Raw genomic sequence first — 22052 nt, 5'->3', positions numbered from 1 at the left:
CGCGGATGCTTTCCCGTGCACGGTGTATCTCAATGATCATGCCGTAAAGAAAGCATATTCAAGGTCCGGCGCTTCGAGCGTCGGGCCTTCGGCGAATATACCGAAACTTAATAAAAATAGTATTAGTTTTGCTTTATTTAGAGAGACTAGGAAATTACCGCTATGGCAGTTGCCACCCGTCAAGCCACGACGCCTAATAAGCCCAAACAAGCATCGGTATTCCGACGCGTGGTGGTGCCTGCCTTAATTATCCTGGTGGGGATTTCCGTGCTGTTGTATCCGGTAGTCTCCACACAATGGAACAATTACATTCAGCGAAAAGTTATCGAAGAGTACAGCTCGGAAATTACTGAAGTACCCCAAGAACAACTCAACGCTGCTGTCGAAGCGGCTCGGGAATACAACGCGAATTCTGGCGGCGGGCCGATCCTGGATCCGTGGCTCGCTCGGGTTTCCGAGGATAACCAGGATTATCAGCGCTATTTGGAGCAGCTTTCGGGCCTGCAGGCAATGTCGCAAGTTTCTATCCCGTCTATCGATTCTTCGCTACCGGTCTATCACGGAACCACGGAAGAGGTTCTGCAAAAAGGCCTTGGCCACTTATACGGCACGTCATTACCGGTTGGTGGAGAAGGCACCCACTCAGTTATTACTGGACACACCGGGCTGACGACGTCGACGATGTGGGACAACCTGGTGGACGTTAAAGAAGGCGACGCAATTTATGTCAATACCTTTGGTGAGAAAATGAAGTATCAGGTGACATCCACAGAAGTGGTTTCGCCGCACGAAACAGAAAGTCTTGCGCAGCAACCTGGCAAAGATCTCATCACCCTAATTACCTGTACGCCCTATGGCGTGAACTCGCACCGTTTGCTGGTACACGCAGAGCGCGTTCCGCTTGATCCTGACGACGAAACTGCTTTTGATCAGAAAAACCGCATTGTGCAGTGGTGGATGTGGGCACTGTTGATTATCGCATTGTTGGCTATTGCTTATCTGCTTCACTGGATCCGCAAGGAACGTCGAAAAGCAGCTGCGGCACCGTGTGCCCCAGCAGAGGCAGCGTGAGCAGAACTCGTAGCAATCCAAAATACCGATGAGACTGCACAACCTGTGACGAATCCTGTTTCCGACCTTGTGCTTAAGTGGCGCGGGGCAAGAAGAGATAAACGTAAAGCCTTGAGCTCAGTTCTGACAACGAGCAGATTCCGTCTGTGACTCAGACTTTTCATGTCCAAGAATACGAAAACGTTCCCTGCCCAGAATTGCCAAAGACTGGCGACAACGGTATCTGGCTTTGTACTTGGTGGATTACTCTTAGTAATCGGTGACGTTTTGCTACGCAGCGGCGTCGACAAGCATAGAGGTCATGCATAAGGCATTGGAGAGCACGTGAAATCTGAACCGTTTAGTCTCCGACGGTTGTTGGGCGAGATCCTGCTGACCGCCGGGGCGCTCATCGTCTTGTTCGTGTTCTATGAGGCGTATTGGACGAACATGAAGTCTGGCCAATTGCAGGCGCAGGCGAATGAGCGCATGGAGCAGCGCTGGCAGGAAGCAGATGCTGGTGGCCCAGGGGAGGGGGCCCCGGAACCGGATAACGGGCAGGCGTTTAGCCGCATTTATATTCCGCGGTTGGGGCCGGATTATCAGTACGCGGTACTAGCCGGGACTTCTCAGGACGTCTTAGCCGCCGGGCCAGGACATTATGTGGACACGCAGGCGCCGGGGGAACTCGGCAATTTTGCAATCGCCGGGCACCGCATGGGGCAGGGGGCGCCCTTTGTGCATTTGGAGGATCTGCATGCTTGCGATGCAATCGTGGTGGAGACCGCCACGCAGTGGGTGACGTATCGGGTGTTGCCGATCGACGCAGGCGCGAACGGTGGCGCGGAATGTTTTAGCGAGGAGCAGCGCGCCAAGCTTGCCGACGAGTATGCCGGAATTGCTGGCCGTCACATCACGCACCCTGGAGATGTTGGGGTGATTGCACCCATCCCGGGAGTTGATTTCAGCAGGGAAGGCGCTCCGCAGCCGAGTGAGTCGCTGGCGACGTTGACGACGTGCCACCCGTGGTATTCGAACTCGCAGCGCATGATCGTGCACGCTATGGAAGTTGAAGTGCTGGAGAAGTCGGCAGGTCAGCGCCCTGTGGCTTTGGGTGAAGTGTTGTAAAGGCGCGGTAATTCTGGGTGGTGTACCGGAGCTTTGGTGCATTGGGAGTCTGGGTGCTGAAGCCCAAAAATCGTCGAAGAGCTTGGGAATTGAGGTAGTTATGTATCGCGGATTGTGGAATTTGCTGCCGGGTGGGGTGGTATTGAAGACTCTGCTGGCTGTGTTGCTTGCGGTGGGGGTGTTTTTCTTGTTGATGGAAGTGGTGTTTCCGTATGTTGCAGAACTGATGCCGTACTCAGACGTTGCAGTATAGCTTGCCGACCGGGGTGATTCTGTGTTGTTGAACACCTTTGGGGTTAGGTGGCACTGGCCAGGCCTTGAACGATGGGATTTGAAGCTGCGAGAAGCTTGTTTCAAGCGTAAAAAGTTGTTAATTTAAGCTGGGTTCGCTGCAAGGGTTCTCGCTAACCTGTGGTTTTGGTAACGAAATCATCTCGGTCGGTGATGGTTGGGCGGCCTCAGAGTAACTAGTCACCTCATAGGAACGGACATCATGGTCTCATTCAAGTCGCGAGTAATTGCAATCTGTGCTGCTGGCACGCTAGCCATTGGTAGTGCTGCAGTAGCAGCGCCGATATCGTTTGCCCAGGATGGGGATGCTGCGGTCACTGAAGACGGAGCCACTGCTGGCGCTGTTGATCGCCCATATGGTGCTCCTGCCCCGGCTGGTGCTGACCTTGCGGCACCGGAGTTGGACGAGACGGACCTTGTTGATGCAGCTGAGACTGGAACGTTGACAATCAAGAAAATACTTGGTGATCCACAGCTACAGGACGGACAAACGCACAGTGGAGCACCTACCGGGGATGCAAATTGGCTCGAGGGAGCGCAGTTTAAGATCGAACGACTCACGCTCGATCTTACCCAACAAGAAGGCTGGAGGAAGCTTAATTCACTGGTGAAGAACCCTGGGGAAGTCGCCGGCGAAGAGCGCCACAATAATCAGCCGTACCCGACTCCAGTAACAACTAACGCGCAAGGTGAAGCGATATTCTCCGAACTCCCGGTGGGTGTTTACTATGTAACCGAGTTGCCACGTGATGGGTATTCGGCCTCTGCACCGTTTTTGGTCTCTTTGCCATATTCTGATGGCAACACAGGTAAGTGGGAATATACTCGTACTGTTTACCCGAAAAACCAGGAACTCCGTCCAAACAAGCAAGTTGATGCGCAGGGTGCAACTTTGGGCAGCAACATGAAATACACCATCAACACGCCGATCCCAGCTGGTGACCTGTCTAAGCTTAAGATTACTGACCAGCTCAAACCACAGCTATCACTGGTGACCGGTAACGGCGATGGTGGGCCGGCCCCGAAGGTGTCTTTTTCTGCGGGGAACGGTACACCGACCGAGATGGCAACGGATGACTATACTCTAAGGACTGAGAACAACACCCTCGTTGTGGAGTTCACTGAGCAGGGCCTTGCGAAACTCGCGGAGCAGCGCAATGGGCAGCCGAACCTGCAGGTTCATGTGGAGTTTTACGCTAAAGTTGTTTCTTTGCCTGGACCAGGCGAGTCTATCACTAACACCGCTGAGGTGGAGTATCCGAATGATGTCAAGATCACTACTGACAGTGGTGACACCCCAGAGAATAAGCGCCCAACGCAGACGGAATACGCCAATCTGACGATTACCAAGTACACGGATGATCAAGAGGGCGACGTAGATCTTTCTGGTGCTCAGTTTAACTTGTACCGCTGTGAAGCTGGAGAATTGCTAGGTGACCCGATTCCGGTTGCGACGACCCCGGAAATTGATCCAAATTTTTCGCACGCAGACAATGCAGCAACCCTGACTACGGTGAAAAGCGACGAAAATAGCCGCGAAGGTATTTTCCGCGGGTACGGAGTCCCGGTCAGGACTTTCGCAGCCGGGAGCACAGCTGCACAGCAATACAACTACTGCGTGCTCGAAACGAAGGCGCCGGCTGGATTTGTTCGGAACCCAGAAATCCATGAAGTCGAGCTGACGGGCGCAGACGATGAGGCGAAGTTGCTGAGCGTACGCGTCGAAAACCAGCGGGATAACTTCCTGAGCTCGCTTCCGGCTACCGGTGCATGGGGAATTATCCTCGTGTTCCTGGTCGGTTTGGGCTTGCTGGCACGTGGTTTCTACACCAGCCGTAAAGATGGTCGAGCTACCGCGTAAGCTTTAACCATTGCACATGGCTTCCACGCGGAGCCACACAACATTGGCGGGTGGCTGAGAAAGTCTCCCGCCAATCTTGTCTAAACATTCTGCTGCGTTGCACCCTTGGGCATTCATAGGATCGAAATGTACTCTTTTTCCCGCCGTTCGCTTTCTTTTGTGTCCGTCTTAATTCTCATAATGACATTGATCGCGGCACCCGTAATAGGGCTACACACCGTGAATGTTCCAGCAGCGCAAGCTCAAGAGCCTGGGTTTGATGCCCCAGCACCAACTAACCTTCTCGAAGGATGCACCTATCGTGGTCGCGGCCCAGGCAACGACAGCAATGCGGCAGGTCGTTTAGCCGATTCGCTGTGCTGGCTTCCCGCTGACAAACTGGCATCCGGTGAACCAATTACGCTCGGCAACTACGAGCTTCGGTACAACATTCACATCGATAGGCCAATCGAACGCTTCTCTAATTCGACCTACGAGGAAGCATTCTTTGGTAATCCAAATCCCAAAAGAAGTAATGGCACAGGGGCATTTATTACCGAACCAAACGGCGTTCATGATGTGATGACTTTCCGAAAAGAGCGAAGTAGAAATGACGAACGCGCAAAAATTAGCATCACTAACATAAAACTGGTCGATAAAACCACCGGTCAGGAAGTAGCGCAAACCGAATTTTTTCTGGCTGCCGCAGATGCAGAAACCTCGACTACGAACCAAGAAAACTGGGGTTTTCAATCAGACGTCGAAGTCCTAGCATTGCAAAAAAACTTAGGCACATCGCGGTTTGGGCACAATCGATCCTGTGATCGAGATTTCAAGGGGCCATTAACAGGCAGAGGCTATATCAACCTCGATGACAACCAGTTGTATTCGTTGATTTGTGCGCCGCGCGCGCACACCCACCGTGGTAGCTTCGTGGCGGCAGCGAAGAAACCTCGCCGTTTTGAAATCACCATGGGCCTACCTAGAAATGGTGGTGAACAGGCTGTAGCTTTTGCTTTGGTGCTGGATCGAATGGGTGGAGATGTTCATCCAAAGGCACAAGAGCACCCAACGTTTGGTGAATATGATACTGCCCTGACTAGCTTGGAGGCTGGGCTAAGCGGAGGCGCCCGGACGGGTTTTAACCTGACTGCCACCTTCGAAAATGAACGCAATAGCAGCAGGGACCAATTGCTTGGCAATTTTGGGCGCTACTTGCCAACCCCGCGTGTAGTGAACACAGCACCAGGCAGTAACGAGCCGATCCAGCTGGAAAATACCGGAAAAGCCCTCGTCTATCGCTCGCAAGCAGAGAATTCAGATCCGGTGAAAGCTATGAAGCGTTACCGGCCGGAATGGGTCTGTCGAACTCCTTCGGCAGATCAGGTTCGCATTCGCGAGGCCGTGCATCAAGTGCGGGAAAACCCAAATGAGGTGAATCCGCAGCCAGGCAGCGAGCAGTTCCGGACACCGACGTCGGGTAATGACAACTCGAATAAAACGAACATCACCCTAAATAATATGCCCGAAACTGGCGTGAGTGAGCTGCGTATTCCTTCGAATTTGCATCAGCAATTTGGAGGTATTTATTGCCGGGTGGACTGGCAACCACGCTTTCGGTCTGCAGCTCTTAACTTCAGTAAAGCGGTCGTCTCAGACTGGGCTGACAATGGCTTTGGCGATGCTGAGCGAGTATTCCAAATAGGTTACGCATGCCGTGTGGACCGTGCAGCAACTTCCACTTCATACTCGAATGAAGAATTCATCGATGCATACGCTGCAGAATCTGAATTGGTCAGCGATGCTGAGCATCCGGTTAAAGGAGTTGTTTCACTGAAGCGGGATGAACAACAAAGCGTCGTTGTTCCGGAACGTATGCAGTGTCAATTCTCGGAAATGCTTCCGGAGATTGACCGAGAAGTCCCAGGCCAAACGGTAACTCCCGGCGTTGTTATCGAGGGCAATCAGTTTCGAGGCGGCCAGCCGTTTCGTGCGCCGCAGCTGAGCATAAAAGACAACAATGATCTCTGGTTCAGTTTCCGTGGAAATGAGTACCCGCTAAACCTCGCAGTGATTGACGTCAACGGAGATTTTTCTAGCCGGACACCCACCAACTATGACATTGCACTGACGAATAGCTACCGGCACGCAAAAACAGCAGCCTTTCTTGACAACAACATCAAATCAGGGGAGTTCCCGGTCAACGTTGTGGAACCGGGTGAAACAAAAATCATCAAGTCCGAATTAACTTGCCCGGGAACCCCATTCAACGAACAGGTCGAATTTCCTGTCACAAATAACGGTGCTGAGTTGGACTATCAGACACGGCACGACATTTCCGGAGCTCCCGCGGGACGCGATTGTGTTTTAACCGCAACTGACGAAGGCGGTAAGCCGGTGATCTCACGTGAATTACAGCTCAATGGTGAACAAGTGCCACCGGCAGAAACTGATGAAAACGGCGTTGCGCTTAGCTTCCAGTTCCGTTTCCCGCTACCCGAAGGCACCCGCGCAGCGGAGATGCCAACGCTAACCTTGATCTCGAATTATGTCGACGACCGTAAAGCGGATTTCGAGGTCTTGAAACACATCGAAGGCGTCTCTGATCCACGTGGTGTCTTGAACCCCGGCGGGGCTGTGTTGCCGAGTAACGCAACCGTGATGCCGATGCGCCTAGGAATTATCAATAGCGGCGACCTTCCCTTGCCCCTTGTTCACGAACGCTTCCACATGAGCGATGCAACCCTGGCAGGCAAGACGCTGACAATTGGTGGTGCGATTGAAAACTTCCAGGTTAGCGGTGGCACGCAGGTGGTTGTGCCCGCTGATGGAAATCTTGGCGAGATCTACAACGAATTGCAATGCACAATTAACCGTCCCGATGCTGCACAGCCTGACGTTGCCCAATCCGCGCCAGAGAATGGTGCAACCGACAGTCAGGTTCTGGCACCGGGGGAGAGCCTTGACTGCACCTTCGCGGTACCCATTGAAGTCGAAGCAGACGAAGCTTATAGCTACCCGGAAGACAGTTCGACTCGTGAATTCTACGTAAGCTACCAACGCGAGGGCCACGAAACCGTAGCAAAAGAAGCTAAGTACAGCGCAACACGTCTGAGCAAACTCATCGACCAGATGCTGCCAAACACCGGTGTGCAAACCATGGTCTGGATTTTGGGCCTTGGCCTGCTAGCATTACTTTTTGGACTGTGGCGGTACCTTCGTGACGATAAAGAGGAAAACTAAATGACGCTCCTTGCACAGCAGCCCTCAGGTGGTGGGCAGCCGCGCCAGCAGCAGAGTGCGCGGCACGCGAAGCGCAAAAAATCCAACAGTGCCATCTACCTCATCCTCGGCATCGCGGTGCTGCTGTACCCGATCTTTGCGACGATCTACAACGACTATCAACTAGACGCGCAAGCACGCAGCTACTCCGACAACATCGAAAAGATCCAGCCAAGCGAGCGCGTCGCCAAGTACCTCGAAGAAGCCCGCGAATACAACGAACGCCTGGCGCGCCACGGCCACCACGCCATGCCACCCGAAGAAGGCGTGCCGGGTTTCGACGATTACATGTCGACACTCAACGCCCCCGAAACTAACGGCGTGATCGCGCGCATCACCATCCCGTCGATCGACGTCGACCTGCCGGTTTATCACACAACCGCAGACCACGTGCTCTACGAAGGCGCTGGACACATGTTCGGTAGTTCGTTGCCCGTCGGCGGGCTGGGCACCAACTCGGTGATCTCTGCGCACACGGGCATGGTCAACGCCACCATGTTCGACAACCTGCCGCGCATCAAAGACGGCGCCGATGTCTACATCGACATCATGGGTGAAAAGCTGCGCTACCAGGTCAACGCACGCGAAGTCGTCGGACCGAATGACTACGATGCAGTGACCTACGAACACGACAAAGACAAACTGACGCTGGTGACCTGCACCCCGTACGGGATTAACACAGACCGGCTGCTAGTCAATGCCGAACGCGTGCCAATGGACGAAACCCAAGAAACCCGTACATCGTGGCTGCCGCACCTGAGCTGGTGGATGTATCTTGATCTGTTCATCATCCTGGTGGTACTAGCCATCGTTGCTTATCGCGAATGGAAGAAGCGCGCCGCACGCAAAGCAGCAGAGCGCGAAGCCGCAGAGCTAGAAACCATCGCCTAGGCCCAGGCACATGCGCACCAACCACACCACGCGGCAAAAACCACGCCGACGCTACCGCTCCGTCGTGTACTTCCTGTTGGCACTGGCGGTTTTCCTATCGCCAGTGGCGATCACGCACTATAAAAACGTCGAACAGCACAACCTCGCCGCGCAGTACTCCGAAGACATAGCGCTGCTGCCCGCAGAATACATCGACCCCGTGCTTGCCGACGCCCACGCCTACAACGAAGGGCTAGTGGATTTTCCCGTCTCCGACCCGTGGAAATACGGCGTGGACACCAACTCGCCGGCCTACCACGACTATGAAAACCACCTCAACGTCGACGGGCTCATGGCCCGCATTGAGATCCCGTCGGTGGGCGTCGACTTGCCCATCTACCACGGCACGTCGACTGACGTTTTAGCCGCGGGCGTCGGGCACTTGTTCGGCACGGACTTACCGGTCGGTGGCCTGGGAACGCATTCCGTGCTCACTGGGCACACCGGAATGGCGACGTTGACCATGTTCGACAACCTCACCAGCGTGGCCGAAGGCGAGATTTTCACCGTGGAATCGATGGGGCAGAAGCTGGCCTACCGGGTGGACCAGATTCAGACCGTGCTTCCCGATGAGGTAGAGGACCTGCGCGCAGAGGATGACAAAGACCAAATGACGCTGGTTACCTGCACACCTTATGGTCTGAACACCCACCGGCTGCTGGTGCGCGGCCAACGCGTAGAAATGCCGGAACAACCACTGGCACAAACCTATTACAGCCCGTGGCAGCCCTGGATGGTGGCCTCGGTGGTTATCTCTCTGCTGACCCTGCTCTACCTGGTTTGGTGGTTGGTGGGGCGAGCACGTAAACCGCGACGTGCCAACTGCTGCGCAGCGACGTCGTAAACGTAGTGCACAATATCGCTGTTGATGATCTTGTCGACGGCATCGATGATGGCCTCCAGCGGGTTATGCAGGTAGGTCGGCGTCGACAAGCGGGCGGAAGTAGACGATGTTCTTCTGGGCATAATCCCGTGAAGGATCCTCCGCCGCGTTGTAGCTGCCATTGCGGAGGCGAGTGACATTAGACTGCGCGCGACCATAGGCGAGCAGGAGATCGAAGAAGAGATCATCGCCGAACTCATCCTGCTCCGCGATCTGCGTGACGCGCTGCTCAATTTCCCGGATGCTAAGCGTAGCCACCTTGCGTTTATCCTTTAGCCGAAAACACTCTGGTTAGGTGTAGGCGATTGAATAGTGCAGGGCCGAAAAAATCGGTTCATCGATCGTAGACTGGATTGTCTATATGGTTTGTTTAATTGTTGTATCTATCGAGGTGAATCAATAGACCGAATGGTCTTGTAATCATCTTTCGTGTGTGGTCTAATTAGCGGGCTTTACTTTAGAACTGAAGGAAACCCACGATTATGACGAACCTACGAAGGCGCCTGAAAACGTTTGCCGCAGCTATGGGCGGTGCGATGACACTCTCCCTGGCCGCATGCACGAATATCTCCGAAGCGGCGGATACCGGCATGGTCACCTATGCCGAGCCGAATATGTTCAATAACCTTTATCCACCTTCTGGCGGTTATTACCCAAATGGTGGCGTGTTAAACAACATTACGGACCGGCTGCTGTGGCAAGACCCGGAAACCTTAGAGCTGCACCCGTGGATTGCAGAAGAATTACCGCAAGCAAATGCGGATAATACGGAATTCACTTTTACAATCCGTCGGGGCGTTACTTACTCCGATGGTTCTGTGCTTGATGCCGCGAACGTGAAAAAGAACTACGACCTCTACGCGAAAGGGGATGAGGCACGCTTATTAACGCCCTCCGAACAGCTTCCGAATTACGAGAAAGCTGAAGTCATTGACGAATACACGGTGAAGTTTTATTTCACGAAGCCATCCCCGGGCTTCCCACAAGCGACGTCAGTTATGAACCAAGGGTTGCTGTCCAACGAAACCTTGGATCTCGATGATTCCGGCTTCGCGCCGGGCAATGCCACCGGAATTTCCGGGTCTGGCCCCTTCGTGATTGAGCAAGAAGAACTCGGCACAAAACTGGTGTTAAAAGCGCGTGAAGATTACAACTGGGCACCGTCTGCCCGCGCGGACCAGCAAGGGCCACCAAATATTGCAGGTGTGAATATCGTGCTCGCCGAAGAAGATTCCGTCCGCGTGGGCTCCCTCGTCGCCGGGCAATCCGATGTGGCGCGCCAAATCGAAGCCCCGGACGAGAAGCACCTCAAGGAGCAAAATTTACAGATCCTCGCTGCGCCCACACGCGGCGTCAACAATAGCTATCACTTCCATTTCCGGCATCCGCTGGTAGCAGATATCCGCGTGCGCCAGGCACTGATTCACGCCATCGACCGCGACAACATCCTGCGAACCTTGTACTCGGATTCCTACCCGAAGGGCTCGTCAATTTTGGTGCGCACGGCAATCGGCTACAAAGACGAGTCAGAACACTACGCTTATGACCCAGAATTAGCAGAACAATTATTGGATGAAGCAGGCTGGAAACGTGGTGCAGACGGCATCCGCACCAAGGAAGACCAACGGCTTTCCCTGACCTTTAACGAAGCCGTGCCGCAACCGCGGTCCCGGGAGATGTTTACCAAAGCGCAAGAGATGCTGAAAAGCATTGGGGTAGAAGCGAATTTGTACCCAGGCGATCGCTCTGCGCAGACGAAAGCGATGCAAGACCAAGAACTCGTACAAATACGTCATACGATGACCGGACGTGCGAACGTCGACACTTTAGCTACCTGGCTTGATGGCGCCGGGCGAAATAGTTTTCTGAACTACGATGCAGGAACCGATAGTTACGGCGATGAGCAATTGCAAGCATTGGTGGATGACTACTTCCAGCTGACCAGCGAGAAGCAGCGCCTCGCGAAAGCTGCTGAAATGCAGGACTACCTGGCAGAACAAGCCTATATTCTGCCTTTGTTTGAAGAACCACAAGTCTATGGTGCGCAACCGCATGTTGACGGCTTTACGACGGAAGCCATTGGCCGACCATCGTTTTACGCAGTAGAGATTAACCCTGCACAAGGACGGGGGAAGTAATGAACCGGAAATCAATATTTGCACGAATCGGCCAGTCCGTTTTAGTTATCTGGGCGACGTTTACGCTGGCTTTTATATTGCTCAGTGCCCTCCCAAGCGACGCGGTGGCTGCGCGCTACGATAACCCGAATCTTGGCCTGACACCCGAGCAACTAGCCGATATCCGTGAAGTCTACGGTGCTGATGAACCACTTATCTCACGGTATTTTTCTGCTCTCACAGGATTCCTGACTGGCGACTTCGGCTATTCCGTGGCAACAGGCACTGCGGTTTCGGAGCTGCTTGCTAATGCCATCCCGTCCACAATGGCCCTGGCATTATCCGCGTTTGTGGTGGGCGCAATCCTCGCCTTCGGTATTGCGGTGCTATCTACCTTCGGGCCAATGAAATGGTTGCGAAGCCTTTCGCGTAGCTTGCCCTCGGTGATGGTCTCGGTGCCCACCTTCTGGATCGGAATTATCCTCATTCAAGTCTTTTCCTTCGGGCTTGGCTGGGTGCCGGTTATCGGTGCGAATTCTGTGCAATCTCTGGTGCTTCCAGTCATTACCTTGGCTATCGCGATATCTGCGCCGCTGGCCCAGGTGCTCATGCGCTCTATCGATGAGGTCATGGATATGCCCTTCGTACAAGTGGTGCGTGCTAAAGGCGCAAGCGGGGCATGGCTGCTGTGGCGAAATGTATTGCGCAACGCCTTCCTGCCGGTATTGACCATGGCCGGACTTACCTTTGGCGAATTAATCGGCGGGTCCGTGGTAACGGAAGCCGTTTTTGCTCGGCACGGCATTGGAGCCTTAACGGTAGATGCGGTTGCAGACCGTGACACCTCGGTGTTGTTGGCGATCGTGGTGCTTGCCGCGGTCATCTTCGTGCTCATCAACCTCGTGGTTGACCTTCTTTATCCAGTGCTAGACGTGCGCCTTCGGGAGCGTCGCACGGTCGTAAATTCCGCAGCACAGCCTTCCGCAACTTCTTCATCTGCACACGCGGCAGGTGCTTCCCGGAATGCCTCAGAATCGCACGAAAAGGAAGAGCAAAAATGCAGCTAAAACCCGCACAACTTAAAGTTCGTCCCGGTACAGCTATTTCACTCATCGTGCTTGGCTTGGCAGTGCTGTGCGCATTGGTGCCGCAGTTGTTTACTTCGCAAGATCCGAGCCAGGGTGGCGACACCACCGCACTACTAGCCCCAAGTTTTCAGCATTGGTTTGGCACCGACGCCGTTGGACGCGACCTGTACACCAGGGTGGTCTACGGGGCCCGGCAATCCCTATTGGGAGCGCTGCTCGCCGTACTTTTTGGTCTCGTCGTCGGAACCATTCTTGGCGTGGTCGCGGGCGTGAATAAGGGATGGCTTGATGCAGCGATCATGCGCGTCGTCGACGTGCTGTTATCCATCCCCGCGCTACTGCTGTCTCTATCCGTCATCATCGTTTTGGGCCATGGCATCTTTAATGCTGCTATTGCAGTAGGCATTACTTCGGTTGCCACCTTTGCGCGCCTGGCCCGCTCCCAGGTACTGAGCGTCGCCGGTGCGGATTTCGTTGAGGCCGCCTACGGCTCCGGTGGAACACCATTCCAAGTACTCGTGCGCCACACCCTGCCAAATTCCTTGACCGCAGTATTCGCCGTTGCCGCACTGCAATTCGGCTTGGCGATTCTGCAGCTGGCCACACTTGGATTCCTTGGCTACGGGGCTCCACCGCCGACGCCGGAATGGGGGCTATTGATCTCGGAATCACGTGACTACATCGCTACCGCCGGATGGCTCACTATGGCACCCGGACTTGTCATCGTCGCTGTCGTCCTAGCAGCGAACCACCTCAGCCAGATTTTGCGAAAGGCGGCATGATGTCCCTGCTTTCTGTTTCCGATCTTTCCATTACCTACCGCACCGAACACGGTGAGGTAGAAGCCGTCAGCGGAATCAACTTCGACGTGATTCCGGGAGAAATCACCGCCATCGTGGGGGAATCCGGATCCGGAAAATCCACCTCAGCCATGGCGGCAATCGGTTTGCTCTCAGAAAACGCGTCAATCGTATCCGGATCTATCGAATTTGATGGCAAGGAAGCCACGCAGCTGCCAGAAAAGCAATGGCGTAAGCTGCGCGGCCGACGCATCGGGTTAATCCCGCAAGACCCAAACAATTCGCTGAACCCACTCAAGACCATTGGCGCTTCTGTCGAAGAAGGCCTCAACATCCATTCCTTCGGCGATAAAGCCACCCGCAAGCAGCGCGCGATAGAGCTGTTAGAGCGAGTCGGAATTGACGATCCACAGCGTCGTTACGAGCAATACCCCCACGAACTCTCCGGTGGCATGAAACAACGCGTCTTGATTGCCGCGGCAGTGGCGCTGGAACCCGAACTGATTATTGCCGATGAGCCGACGTCTGCATTGGACGTAACCGTGCAGAAGATCATCTTGGACCTCCTAGACAGCATGTGTCGCGAACTCAATATGGGCATCCTGTTTATCACCCATGATCTGGCCGTGGCTGGCGATAGAGCAAACAAAATTGTCGTCATGGAAAAGGGTATGGTGCGTGAATCAGGTGTTGCAGCTCGAGTGTTGACGAAGCCGCAGCATGAGTACTCAAAGCGGCTGCTTGCCGATGCGCCGTCTTTGAGCTCGCCACACCTGGGCACCTCCCGGCGTGGGCAAGAAGCGCCGCAGGTACAGGAGCCATTGCTCACGGTTTCCGGGCTAACCCAACAATTTGGGGACTTTACCGCAGTCAATGACGTGAGCTTTAGCGTCGCACCAGGTACCACGCATGCGCTCGTGGGTGAGTCTGGCTCTGGTAAAACCACCACAGGCCGGGCAATATCACTGTTTAGCCGCCCAACTGCTGGAAGCATTGAGTTGCATGGGGAGGAAATTACACGTGCCCGCGGAAAGCGCCAACGCGAGCTGCGTCGCAGCATTCAGATGGTCTACCAAAACCCGTTTGGTTCGCTGGATCCGCGACTGAGCATCGGAGACAGTATCGCTGAGCCGGTGCGGAATTTTCTCGGTGATTCCCGGCGGAGTGCTCGGGCGAAAGCGGCAAAGGTGCTTGACCAGGTCTCGTTAGATTCGTCGATGGCTGCCCGTAAACCCACCGAGCTTTCCGGTGGTCAGCGCCAGCGGGTGGCGATCGCGCGGGCGATTATCATTGAGCCAGAGCTCATCGTCTTGGACGAGGCCGTATCGGCGCTGGACGTTACTGTGCAGGCGCAAATCCTTCGGTTGCTCGATGAGCTCCAGAAAGAACTCGGGTTGACTTATATCTTCATCTCGCATGATCTTGCGGTTGTGAACCAAATTTCAGATTCTGTATCCGTGCTTTCACGCGGTACACAGGTGGAATGCGGTGCAACTGAAAAAGTATTTACCCAGCCGAGCACGGATTACACCCGGACGCTTATCGACGCCATCCCAGGCTCGCGCTACCGTGCGGGAGATTTGAACTTGGGCTTGTAGAGCCGAAAGTGCTGAAAAATTAGCGGAAATCAGGGATTGGAAAAGGAGAAACACTATGGCGGACATCATTAACAACCTGGCTGCGGCAGCACCGGAAATCGAGGAGCTACGCAATGCTCGTCCTGATGCGTTGCACAATGCGCAAGCGAGCTTTTCGGCACTCCTGGAGCCGGAAGATCCAGGCAATTTTTCCTACGCAGAGCGCTATGCCGTTGCTGCGTTTACGGCCACGTTATTCGGGGAAGAAAAAGCCACGGACTTTTATTTCGATTTGCTTGCTGACGAAGCCGACGAAGAGTTGATTGCGGTAGTGCGCGCCGCCAGTGCCCGTGGGGCGTCGACCGGACCGTACCACGATGGTGGATTCGTCGTGTTCGGTGGCACTAGTGACACCAGCGGCACCGGTGACGTTACGGCGGGCGATGGTGACGCCGACGGTGTGGAAGCAGCGCTTGGTACCCGCTTGGCAGCAGCCTTTTCCTGGGTACACCTGGTGGCATTCCATCCGAAGGATGCGTCCCCACAGGCGTTGGGAAACCTGGATGCTGCCGGTTGGAGCGCAACTGAAATAGTTAGCCTTTCGCAGTTGGTGGCGTTCCTCGCGTTCCAGGTGCGCGTAGTGCATGGGCTGCGGGTGATGGCGGGGCAGAACCCGCACACGCCTACAGTCGATCGTGCTCCAGGGACGAAGAACACGGGCTGGGAAACCACCTCGAATATCCTCGAGCATGACTCTGTTGCGCCTAGCCATTTTGTGAATCACCCCTTGGGCTGGCTGCCGTGGATCGCCCCGCTGGAAAAAGAAGAACTTAACGATGAGCATATTGATGCGCTCATTAAGCCCGAGCGTGCCGGTATCGCGTATTTTCGGTTGCTTGCCCGTGACCCAGACGCGTTGAAAGCCCGCACACTCACTGACCTGGATATTTTCTACAACACCGAAGGTGGGCTGTCGCGTGCCGACCGGGAGCTCGCAGCAACCGTGGTTTCGCGTTACAACGGCTGCGAATATTGCGCCACTGTGCACCAAGCACGCTGCATCGACGAGGGCGGTGAATCAGCAGCGGTGCAACGGCTACTTGATGAGGGCATTGCGGCGGACCTTGGCTCAAAGAAATGGGATCTGATTCGCCGAACGGCGGTTGCCCTGACGAGCACACCGTTTGCCTTCGACACTGCACAGTGTGCGGAGCTTCGCGAGTTTGGCTTTGATGAACAGTCGATTCTGGACCTGATCTATTCCTCGGCGTTCTTCAACTGGGCCAACCGATTGATGCTGACGTTAGGTCAAGCAGAAGTCCCGAAGCGGTACCGGTAGCTGGCGTGCGGATCGCCCAGCGGTTGCAGACGCGGTTGGTTACGTCGCAGTAAACCCCTCTCCAAGCTTCTCACCTGCACAGCTCAAATGAGAGAGGGGTTTTGCACGTCAGTTGCGGACAGTTGATTAAGCGGCTGTCGAGAGTGAGATGAACGATTACCCAGGAATATATCCTCATAATTGTGCTGAATTGATGAATTTTGGGTAGCGCCTGATTGTTATTGGGGAACTTGGCGCCTTATGAATATTACTTATAAGCAAGTGTGGTGGGCCCTGGGAATCAGGGAGCGTCGCGTCGTGCGGTATTGGAAAATCTGCAATGCCACCCGGCGGACTATGTATCGGGCGGAAAATGCCCAACGGATGGAAGCTCGAGCAAGTTTTTTTATCAGGGCTATAAGTCTTGATGGAGTCGCAATTTCTCGTGAAAATTTTGTGTAAAAACCAACACGATCGCCAATGACCTCATTGTCGCACGCTTGTAAACGTGAGTGGGCCCATGTTGTGTTAACAGTGCCGTGGCGTATGCGGATAATGCTTATTGTTCAACAATGATGCTATACTGGAAGTTTTTCTCTCCTGGTCTCGAATTTCAGACAGGGTGCGGTAAATGTTGCTATCCAAACCGGTCGCGTCACAATAGCCTGTAACTCAGTTCATATTCACTTGATATTTGGATTGGAGTCTCAACATGGCTGGCCGTTACCCACAAGGTGATTTCTTTGATTTCGAGAGCGAACTTCCACAAGAAGAAAAGCAAATTCTTTACAAAGTTCGGGAATGGGCTCGCGAATCGGTCCTTCCAATCGCAGTTGATTACTGGAACCGCGAAGAATTCCCGCACGAACTGATTCCAGAAATCCAGGATCTGAATATCATCAGCCTCGTTCGTGGCCAAGGGCGCTCACGTCTGCTTGCCGGTCTGGTCGCGGCCGAGATCCACCGTGCTGATGGTTCTGTGGGAACCTTCTTCAGCGGCCAAGACGGTTTGTTTACAGGAAGCATTGAACTGCTCGGATCCGAGGAGCAGAAAGAACGCTGGCTCGATGACCTCTATGCGGTCCGGAAAACTGGAGTGCTTGCCATTACAGAGCCAGAGGCTGGATCCGACGTAGCACAAGGTATGCGGACGACTGCCAAGAAAGTGGATGGCGGATGGGTGCTGAACGGTGCGAAGCGGTGGATCGGAAACGCCACCTTCTCGGACTATGTAGCGGTATACGCGCGTGACCCAGAAGATGAGCAAGTCAAAGGATTTATCGTTGATACTTCAACCGAGGGGTACAGCGCGACTCTGATGAAAAACCGCATTGCGATCCGTGCGGTGCAAAATGCAGATATTGTTCTCGACAACGTATACGTTCCTGACGACTGCAAGCTGGAGCACGCGAATTCTTTCAAAGACCTGAACAAAGTATTCAAAAGCGCCCGTTCAACTGTGGGCTGGCAGGCAGTCGGTACGCAGATGGGTGCGTTGGATGTGGCGCTGGATTACGTCGACAAGCGTAAGCAGTTTGGCAAGAAGATCTCATCTTTCCAACTCAACCAGAACAAATTGGCCACGATCCAAGGCAATCTCGTTGCTAGTGAATCCATGATGGCGCAGTTAGCACGCATGGAAGATCGTGGTTCTGCACGAAACGAACAGTCTGCGCTGGCTAAAGCTTTCACCTCGAAACTGATGCGGGAAAGTGTTGCGTTAGGGCGTGAGCTGCTTGGTGGGAACGGTCTGATGACGGAATACCGAATGGCGAAGATCTTTAACGATGCAGAAGCTATTTACTCATACGAAGGAAGCTACGACATCAACCAGCTGGTCACAGGCCGCGCTATCACTGGTGAATCCGCATTCGTCTAACCACGGAATTTCGTAATCCAATTTTGTAGGAGGCCACTATGGCTACTGATGCATCATTAAATAAGCAACACGATCCAGCGCCATTGGCTGGTGTGAGAGTCTTGGACTGTTCGCGCGTGCTCGCTGGCCCTTTTTGTGCGATGATTCTGGCTGACTTGGGTGCGGAGGTCATCAAAGTTGAATCGCCCTGGGGAGACGATACGCGCCAGTTCGGTCCGTACTACGAAGGTGAATCGACGTACTACCGGTTATTTAACCGGTCAAAGAAATCCATCACCCTGGATTTCAAGAGTGAAGACGGCAAACAGACGCTGAAGGAATTAGCGAAGCGTTCTGATGTAGTCGTCGAAAACTTTCGGCCTGGAGTGCTTTCTAAGTTGGGACTTTCAGCCGAACAATTAATGGCTGTGAACCCTGGACTCATTGTCACGAGCATCAGTGGCTTTGGCCAGACTGGCTCCTTGGCAAAGGAACCTGCCTATGACCTGGTTGCCCAGGCGATGAGTGGATTGATGTCAATTACTGGTTGGCCCGAGGGCAAACCGACGCGAGTAGGAATCAGCTTAGGCGATATTGTCCCTGGTCTCTATGCGGCAATTGGTACGGTGTCTGCGCTGTACCAGCGTGTAAATACTGGGAAAGGTCAGCACATTGACCTTGCGATGTATGATTCCCTGATTTCGGTGATGGAATCAGTGGGCATGCGCGCCCTACACGGCGATACCCCGCCATCACGAATTGGCAATGACCACGGTCTTTCAGCACCATTCAGCACGTATGCGACAAAAGACGGCGATATCGTCATCGCCATCACAACGAACCGTTTGTTTGATCGTCTCTGCGAGGCATTAGACCTGCAGCACCTTGCCGAAGATCAGCGCTTTGCGACTGCTGAAAACCGTTCTGACTATAGGGACGACCTTCGTGAGGAGCTTGAAGCACGGCTGTCGGATTTAACCATGGGCGAAGCAATCGCACTTTTCGAGGAGCATGGCGTCCCGACAGCCCGCGTCTATGAACTTGATGATGCTTTGAAGAGCCCACTTGCGCAAGAGCGAGGCGTAGTAGCTACAGAATCAGACGGTTTCGCGACTCTCGCATCTCCGCTAAAACTCTCAGGAATGACCGGCCCGGTGCCAGCCTCGGGATTGGGCGAGTTTAATGATGATATCGAGAGTTGGCTTTCAGAACCGGTAAAGGATGAAGGGCAAGCCAATGACTAACTCCCACGACGTGGTCAGCAACGCGGCCTCGGAGGTTCAAAAGGAAACTGATCCGCAACCGAAAGCTGTTTGGCGATTCTTTGTATATAGCGGGATAGGCATTTTCGCTTTCTTCGTGCCTTTCCAAATCGGTGAGAAAAACACCATCCTTCTTGATCACATCGTTGGTTGGATCCAAGATGGTCTTGGATCGGGAACACGGTACGTAGTGCTAGTGCTCATTACCGCCGGTGCTGTCTTCCAAATTGCCACAGGTAAGTGGAAATTGGGCATCGCACGAGCGATTTTTGCTGCCCTAAGCGTGCTGGCTGTCATCTTGTGCGCGATGCTGACTTTCGGCTTTGGTCCTGAATTTTTATTCGAGGATAAACTTGGGCCATTCATCCTGGACAAGCTCGTCGTGCCAGTAGGGCTGTTAATCCCAGTCGGTGCAATTTTCCTTGGCCTACTGGTTGGTTTCGGCCTTATGGAATTTATCGGAGTCTTGTTGCAGAAATTCATGCGACCTGTGTTCCATACACCAGGTAAGAGTGCGGTTGACGCGGTCGCATCATTTTTGGGTTCGTATTCACTTGGCCTGCTTATTACTAACCGGATGTACAGGGCAGGTGCTTATACGGCAAAAGAGGCATCGATTGTTGCTGCAGGTTTTTCTACTGCGTCTGCGACGTTCATGGTTGTTGTTGCCCGTACGCTAGATCTTATGCACATTTGGGGCATCTACTTCGCGGTAACTTTGGTGGTTTGCTTTGCAGTTACTGCAATTGTCGTAAGATTGCCTCCTCTTTCCACGATCCCTGACGATTATTACCCGGGATCTGAACCTGAGCCAGAAGCTCAAGTTCAAGGAAAGCTACTTCCTGAAGCGTGGCGTCAAGGAAAATACTTCCTGAAATATGCTGACTCATTGCCTAAGACGCTGTGGAAGAATTTCGCAGATGGCGTTGTTATGACGATTCAGGTGCTCCCAGGAATTATGGCAGTCGGTGTCATCGGGCTAACCCTGGCCTTTTACACACCAACGTTTACTGTGCTGGGAGCTATCTTTTATCCATTGATGTGGGTGTTGCGTTTACCAGACCCCTGGTTTGCTTCGGAAGCAGTTGCCATTGGGCTTGCAGAGTTATTCTTGCCAGCAACACTTGTCGCTGGTGATGGTTCTGAGGTCTTGCGGTTTACAGTCGCTGTGACATCGATTAGCCAGGTATTTTTCTTCTCTTCGATGGTCCCTGCAGTCCTGGCGACAGATATTCCACTGGCAATTTGGAAGATGGTAGTCATCTGGTTCTATCGAGTTGTATTCACGGTTCTGCTGACAGTGCCTATCGCATACCTAATTTTTTAACGGATAATATGTAGGCTCAGGATAAGTGGGTATCTGAGCGTAACGGAATGACCGAATAGAAGAGATTAGGTCATTCCGTTTGGTATTTTGGGGCGATGCCGTTTGGCTACATAAGGCCAATGCGTCCCTGAATCTCGTGCTGATTTGCTGCGTTGAGTGCTTCAACCTAGAAGTTCTCAGCAGGGATGAGAACTTCTACGATCTGGTCAATTGCGAGATTCTTATGGCGGTCATGCACATTTCGGGCCGGAAACTACGGAATCATCGTGCGCTCGCGACTCACTGGTACTAAGGATTGTGCCTATTTTGGTCAGGTCGATGCGATCTTGGGATTTCCCGCAAGATGTCGACCGTTGACTAAATGGCTTTGTTGGTAACGGACTTGGGTTCGGTCGGGGTATTGGTGACTGTTTTCTCGAAGTCCATGGGGTACATGCCGAGTGACGAGTGTAAGCGACTTCGGTTGTAGTCCTTTCGATCCTTCGCCCAACCGATCGCATGGTCAGAATGGGGTTCATCTCCTGCGTGTCCACTTCCCGGGGCCACCAATTTTGATGACAATTTTAATTTCTTGCCATAATTCTGAGGGACATGCCTAAGGGCGTTGTGCTCGGATAACGACGACGCGGGAATGGCGTTTGATCCATGCCGCGGCATAGGGATCAATGAAGTTTGCCACCACGTGTATGGCGTTATCAACGGAGTCGAGATGTGCTGCTTCACGGGGTGCATCGTGTTGTTGGACGATTGATTCGTGGTGAGAGCATCTGTTTCTCATTTTGTAGACAATGGATACAAAATCTTCGAATTGCTGTCTGCTGTTGGGTTTTTCCTGCAAAGCTTTCTCTACCTGAGGCCAGATGCTGGCCTGATAGCGACTACTTAACAGGAAGCGCCAGAAGTCAAAGCTGAGCTCAGCGATGATTTTCCCTGGTGGCGCCTTCTCACCTCCGGCTCGTCTTTTCGCCTTGCGGATACTTTTCTCTGCTTCCTTGCTGAAAGCTATTCTGTCGTCGTCAAACCATCGTTCGTTGTATCTTCTGGTTAGGGCATCGTGGATACAATTTCGGAGAAGCACCTCGAGATGCTCGATGTCGGCAAGATAGGTCTTCGTGAGGTGAGTATTCCAAAGGTATAGCGCTTCTGGTGATGGATGGTCGGCGTATCGTGTCATTCGTGCAGAGGAAAACCACTGAGATAGCGTTACTAGGGGTGACTTTGAATTATTCATAATGGACATGTTAGTCTTTAACTCGAAAGCCCCGGAACGATCCCTGCACTACGTAAGTAGGAGTAAATCG

General features: G+C 53.5%; 17 protein-coding genes. 15 read left to right on the top strand and 2 right to left on the bottom strand.

Annotation, left to right across the window (positions count from 1 at the left end):
- Positions 1-162 precede the first annotated feature (162 nt).
- The 7 genes from O146_RS0110445 (at position 163) to O146_RS0110415 (ending at position 9365) form a co-directional block, all read left to right on the top strand.
- Positions 163-1071, top strand: coding sequence for a class C sortase (locus O146_RS0110445; RefSeq protein WP_027018431.1), 909 nt, complete (start codon positions 163-165; stop codon positions 1069-1071).
- Between the two features lie 324 nt (positions 1072-1395).
- On the top strand, positions 1396-2178 hold the full coding sequence (locus O146_RS0110440; RefSeq protein WP_027018430.1) for a class E sortase: 783 nt from the start codon (positions 1396-1398) through the stop codon (positions 2176-2178).
- Positions 2165-2431, top strand: a complete 267-nt coding sequence (locus O146_RS12705) for a hypothetical protein (RefSeq protein ID WP_155896273.1) — start codon at positions 2165-2167, stop codon at positions 2429-2431. Before O146_RS0110440 ends, O146_RS12705 begins: the two co-directional genes overlap by 14 nt.
- 240 nt (positions 2432-2671) lie before the next feature.
- The gene (locus O146_RS0110430) at positions 2672-4330 is read left to right on the top strand and encodes a SpaH/EbpB family LPXTG-anchored major pilin (RefSeq protein ID WP_027018428.1); all 1659 of its coding nucleotides are present in this window, start codon (positions 2672-2674) and stop codon (positions 4328-4330) included.
- A gap of 180 nt (positions 4331-4510) precedes the next feature.
- Positions 4511-7552 carry an LPXTG cell wall anchor domain-containing protein gene (locus O146_RS0110425; RefSeq protein WP_162163375.1) on the top strand — a complete coding sequence of 1014 codons (3042 nt, stop codon included), beginning with the start codon at positions 4511-4513 and terminating at the stop codon, positions 7550-7552.
- Complete coding sequence (locus O146_RS11990; protein WP_051619410.1) at positions 7553-8482, top strand: class C sortase; 930 nt, start codon at positions 7553-7555, stop codon at positions 8480-8482.
- Positions 8483-8492: 10 nt separating this feature from the next.
- The gene (locus O146_RS0110415; protein WP_027018426.1) at positions 8493-9365 is read left to right on the top strand and encodes a class C sortase; all 873 of its coding nucleotides are present in this window, start codon (positions 8493-8495) and stop codon (positions 9363-9365) included.
- A 63-nt stretch (positions 9366-9428) separates the two neighbouring features.
- On the opposite strand, the gene O146_RS11985 is transcribed toward O146_RS0110415, so the two are convergent.
- Positions 9429-9662: a hypothetical protein gene (locus tag O146_RS11985; protein ID WP_023019159.1), complete on the bottom strand. Its 234-nt coding sequence runs from the start codon at positions 9660-9662 to the stop codon at positions 9429-9431.
- 224 nt (positions 9663-9886) lie between these two features.
- On the opposite strand from O146_RS11985, the gene O146_RS0110405 reads away from it, so the two are divergent.
- The 8 genes from O146_RS0110405 (at position 9887) to O146_RS0110370 (ending at position 20751) form a co-directional block, all read left to right on the top strand.
- A complete protein-coding gene (locus tag O146_RS0110405; protein WP_027018425.1) occupies positions 9887-11542 on the top strand; it encodes a TIGR04028 family ABC transporter substrate-binding protein in 1656 nt (551 codons plus the stop codon).
- The gene (locus tag O146_RS0110400) at positions 11542-12588 is read left to right on the top strand and encodes an ABC transporter permease (protein ID WP_023019161.1); all 1047 of its coding nucleotides are present in this window, start codon (positions 11542-11544) and stop codon (positions 12586-12588) included. The genes O146_RS0110405 and O146_RS0110400 overlap by 1 nt, the downstream gene beginning before the upstream one ends.
- The gene (locus O146_RS0110395; RefSeq protein ID WP_027018424.1) at positions 12579-13391 is read left to right on the top strand and encodes an ABC transporter permease; all 813 of its coding nucleotides are present in this window, start codon (positions 12579-12581) and stop codon (positions 13389-13391) included. The genes O146_RS0110400 and O146_RS0110395 overlap by 10 nt, the downstream gene beginning before the upstream one ends.
- The gene (locus O146_RS0110390) at positions 13391-15007 is read left to right on the top strand and encodes a dipeptide ABC transporter ATP-binding protein (protein WP_023019163.1); all 1617 of its coding nucleotides are present in this window, start codon (positions 13391-13393) and stop codon (positions 15005-15007) included. Before O146_RS0110395 ends, O146_RS0110390 begins: the two co-directional genes overlap by 1 nt.
- Positions 15008-15062: 55 nt before the next feature.
- Positions 15063-16325, top strand: coding sequence for an alkylhydroperoxidase domain protein (locus tag O146_RS0110385; RefSeq protein WP_023019164.1), 1263 nt, complete (start codon positions 15063-15065; stop codon positions 16323-16325).
- A gap of 691 nt (positions 16326-17016) precedes the next feature.
- Positions 17017-18183, top strand: coding sequence for an acyl-CoA dehydrogenase family protein (locus O146_RS0110380; RefSeq protein WP_023019165.1), 1167 nt, complete (start codon positions 17017-17019; stop codon positions 18181-18183).
- A 38-nt stretch (positions 18184-18221) separates the two neighbouring features.
- Positions 18222-19406 carry a CaiB/BaiF CoA transferase family protein gene (locus O146_RS0110375; protein WP_023019166.1) on the top strand — a complete coding sequence of 395 codons (1185 nt, stop codon included), beginning with the start codon at positions 18222-18224 and terminating at the stop codon, positions 19404-19406.
- Between the two features lie 10 nt (positions 19407-19416).
- Positions 19417-20751 (top strand): YjiH family protein, encoded by a 1335-nt coding sequence (locus O146_RS0110370; RefSeq protein WP_051137454.1) that lies wholly within the window; start codon positions 19417-19419, stop codon positions 20749-20751.
- Between the two features lie 595 nt (positions 20752-21346).
- On the opposite strand, the gene O146_RS0110365 is transcribed toward O146_RS0110370, so the two are convergent.
- Complete coding sequence (locus tag O146_RS0110365; protein WP_027018422.1) at positions 21347-21982, bottom strand: Abi family protein; 636 nt, start codon at positions 21980-21982, stop codon at positions 21347-21349.
- Positions 21983-22052 lie beyond the last annotated feature (70 nt).

Source organism: Corynebacterium pseudodiphtheriticum DSM 44287, assembly GCF_000688415.1.
GTDB classification, from domain to species: domain Bacteria; phylum Actinomycetota; class Actinomycetes; order Mycobacteriales; family Mycobacteriaceae; genus Corynebacterium; species Corynebacterium pseudodiphtheriticum.
The sequence above is the reverse complement of the archived record's forward strand: the minus strand, read 5'-3'. Positions and strand labels throughout refer to the sequence as shown.

Bases quoted from the DNA above. Each gene is read 5' to 3' on its own strand.
- O146_RS0110415 (WP_027018426.1), top strand. From the start codon at position 8,493: ATGCGCACCAACCACACCACGCGGCAAAAACCACGCCGACGCTACCGC.
- O146_RS0110385 (WP_023019164.1), top strand. From the start codon at position 15,063: ATGGCGGACATCATTAACAACCTGGCTGCGGCAGCACCGGAAATCGAG.
- O146_RS11990 (WP_051619410.1), top strand. From the start codon at position 7,553: ATGACGCTCCTTGCACAGCAGCCCTCAGGTGGTGGGCAGCCGCGCCAG.
- O146_RS0110400 (WP_023019161.1), top strand. From the start codon at position 11,542: ATGAACCGGAAATCAATATTTGCACGAATCGGCCAGTCCGTTTTAGTT.
- O146_RS0110405 (WP_027018425.1), top strand. From the start codon at position 9,887: ATGACGAACCTACGAAGGCGCCTGAAAACGTTTGCCGCAGCTATGGGC.
- O146_RS0110365 (WP_027018422.1), bottom strand. From the start codon at position 21,982: ATGAATAATTCAAAGTCACCCCTAGTAACGCTATCTCAGTGGTTTTCC.
- O146_RS0110390 (WP_023019163.1), top strand. From the start codon at position 13,391: ATGTCCCTGCTTTCTGTTTCCGATCTTTCCATTACCTACCGCACCGAA.
- O146_RS0110425 (WP_162163375.1), top strand. From the start codon at position 4,511: ATGACATTGATCGCGGCACCCGTAATAGGGCTACACACCGTGAATGTT.
- O146_RS0110375 (WP_023019166.1), top strand. From the start codon at position 18,222: ATGGCTACTGATGCATCATTAAATAAGCAACACGATCCAGCGCCATTG.
- O146_RS0110380 (WP_023019165.1), top strand. From the start codon at position 17,017: ATGGCTGGCCGTTACCCACAAGGTGATTTCTTTGATTTCGAGAGCGAA.
- O146_RS0110395 (WP_027018424.1), top strand. From the start codon at position 12,579: ATGCAGCTAAAACCCGCACAACTTAAAGTTCGTCCCGGTACAGCTATT.
- O146_RS0110430 (WP_027018428.1), top strand. From the start codon at position 2,672: ATGGTCTCATTCAAGTCGCGAGTAATTGCAATCTGTGCTGCTGGCACG.
- O146_RS0110445 (WP_027018431.1), top strand. From the start codon at position 163: ATGGCAGTTGCCACCCGTCAAGCCACGACGCCTAATAAGCCCAAACAA.